Raw genomic sequence first — 2,560 nt, 5'->3', positions numbered from 1 at the left:
TGTTCGCCTTGTAAACCGGCTTCAGATCTTCAACAACGGCCTTTTTATCTTTCTCAGGTACATACCGCAGACTGGTGCGAATCTGATGCACAATAAAAAGCTTCTTTGTCTTACCATTTCGCCGATTACTTTCTCCTGATGACTTGCTCTCAGCCAGGTGGCTATCAAGTTCTCCATCCATCATCGATTCCAGAAGATGCTTAAGCATCGGGGCAAATACACCGTCGGTGCCACCCATCTTTTTACCATTGTACAGGCCTTACATTGCTTCTTCTTTGAAGCGTTCAAAATCAAATGGTTTTTTACTGTTCATTGTGTCCATAAGTTTATACTAATTTACTTATTCTTACTCTTGATTGTCAAGAGTGGACACAGTTCAATTTACAGTCTCTCGGTTTACTCAAAAAATATACTACTAGTATTATTATCATGCAGTGTTGCGATGAACCCCTGAAAATAACTATGGGCGAATATTTTTGCTCTACTATTCCTTACAAAATCATCATCTTCGCCACTTTGCAGATCGTTAAAATTATGCATATTCCAAAAGGATTTTCTATAAATCAGAGTTGCGCCTGTTAGCCAAGGGTGCTTAGAATTCCTATTTTTTGTCATCCAATACTCATTTTGTGAAGGAGAAAAAAATTGTACCTGATCTATTCCGCATATGTCTGCTCCAGAGTTCAGCAATGCTTCTACTTCACGAACAATCCAATCAGGCGCGTACCAGTCATCATCATCCCAATGTATTATGAATTCTCCCTTAGCTTTGTCACAAGCTATATTACGTTTAGATCCTATTGTGCCTAAAGACTTGGAAAAAAAATATTTTATTTGCTGGTCATTTGGTATTAGATTTTCCACAGATTCTTTACCATCATCTATAATAACCAATTCCTTATTTGAATAATTCTGTTTTATAAAGTTGTCAATTGCAGAAATCACAAAATTGGGCCGATTTGCTGTAGGCATAATACAAGTAACTAGGGGTAAATTGGAATTTAAACAACTAACAGTATTTATGTGATATTTTTCGGGCTTTTGTATGTTTTTAATCCACTTCTCCTGCTGTAGTTTTTCTGCTGGGTTTTCAAATAGCCTTACACCAATGTTATCACCATGAATTAAACCAAGATAGCCAGTAGTATAATCGTGTGCGTAAATTTTAGCTTTAGAACTAAATATAAAATCATTATCTTCTCCGGTCTGCATATCTTTGAAAGGGTTTTTATCCCAAAGTGATTTCCAATAGGCTAACGTTCCCCCATAAATCCACGGCTTTATATTTTCGGTGTACTTATAATTCCAGAATATATTTTCAACCGTAGAAAAGAAATTGATATTGTTAATTCCGGTGATATCCGTATTTAACGTATTCAAAGCATTTACCTGTTTACTAATCCAATCTGGTGCATACCAGTCATCATCATCTAAATGAATGATAATTTCACCTTGTGCTTTGCTACATAGAAAATTACGTTTTGGACCTATCTCCTGTGACGCCTTAGCATAATAATAGTGTATGTTAGGAAGATCAAGGATGTTCAACGATGATAATTCTACACCATCATCGAAAATGATCAATTCACAATTTGGATAATCCTGATTTAAAAAACAGTTTATAATTCCTTCTAAGAATTGAGGTCTATTTGCAGTAGGCGTAATGCAAGATACAAGAGGTAATTTCACAGAGCTATTAGTTGATTAAGACTTTAAATAAACAAAAAACCTAGGTACTATAGGCTGTGGAGCATGGGTAGATAGCCCATTAATGATATAATTTTGCAATCTATCACTTATTGACGGAAGGATCGTAAAAAAATTAGCAGGATATCCTGAGGGCACACCTGAATAAATTGCACAAATGGTCGAACCAATGGCACAACTTGGTTTAAAAGGCGTATATCTATAGTTAGCAGGAAGCGTCGGATCCGGATTTAAACCAGGCACATAAACATACCAGTATCTAGGCATATAATAGAATACTTTTATTCATTAAAAAGTATTAAAAAACTTTAAGTTATGCCTACTCTTTTCAGGATTTTCGACCTTCTCCTATTACATTCTGAACCAGTTAATTTTTCATTAATACCAATAACACTTCTGAACCTATTGGTTGAGGTACTCCGGTTACTAGTGCATTTGCGATAACCATTTTCATTTTCGGCGAAAATTCTTCAGGCTGTTCATCGTATCCGATGGTGTAAATTGCACACAAATTTTTGCCATTAGTGCACCAAGGGGTTATCGTGGTTAATTGGTAATTTTCAGGATTTAAAGGATTGCCATCAACATAGGCGTACCAATGTCTATTTTTATATTTGTTATCCATAATAGTATGTGTTATAATTTAATTATTATTTAATATATTACTTACTCTAATTCGATTTTTGATCTATCTATTTCTCATAATACAAATAAAATTAATCAAAAATTAGCCTTTGAAATAAGGAATCTGTCCCATTTGTCTATAACGGTGATACTGGGCCAGCGAAAACGGATGATAGCGGGCCAGTCATTACGATAATCAGTGGGCCACTTTTCAATACAATTATAAGGG

At 35.0% G+C, this 2,560-nt stretch carries 2 protein-coding genes and 1 pseudogene; all 3 read right to left on the bottom strand.

Going from position 1 to position 2,560, the window contains the following annotated elements; genetic code table 11:
* Window positions 1-100: 100 nt before the first annotated feature.
* Window positions 101-256, bottom strand: a pseudogene (locus tag BLW16_RS24175) (IS256 family transposase); the annotation flags it as partial.
* A 140-nt stretch (window positions 257-396) separates the two neighbouring features.
* On the bottom strand, window positions 397-1,689 hold the full coding sequence (locus BLW16_RS22810; protein ID WP_090560192.1) for a glycosyltransferase family 2 protein: 1,293 nt from the start codon (window positions 1,687-1,689) through the stop codon (window positions 397-399).
* A gap of 385 nt (window positions 1,690-2,074) precedes the next feature.
* Complete coding sequence (locus tag BLW16_RS22805) at window positions 2,075-2,332, bottom strand: hypothetical protein (protein ID WP_090560191.1); 258 nt, start codon at window positions 2,330-2,332, stop codon at window positions 2,075-2,077.
* Window positions 2,333-2,560 lie beyond the last annotated feature (228 nt).

It is taken from the genome of Pedobacter hartonius (assembly GCF_900107535.1).
Taxonomy (GTDB): domain Bacteria; phylum Bacteroidota; class Bacteroidia; order Sphingobacteriales; family Sphingobacteriaceae; genus Pedobacter; species Pedobacter hartonius.
This window is presented reverse-complemented; position numbering and strand designations above follow the sequence as displayed.

Coding starts and splice junctions, on each gene's coding strand:
- BLW16_RS22805 (WP_090560191.1), bottom strand. CDS start 2,332: ATGGATAACAAATATAAAAATAGACATTGGTACGCCTATGTTGATGGC.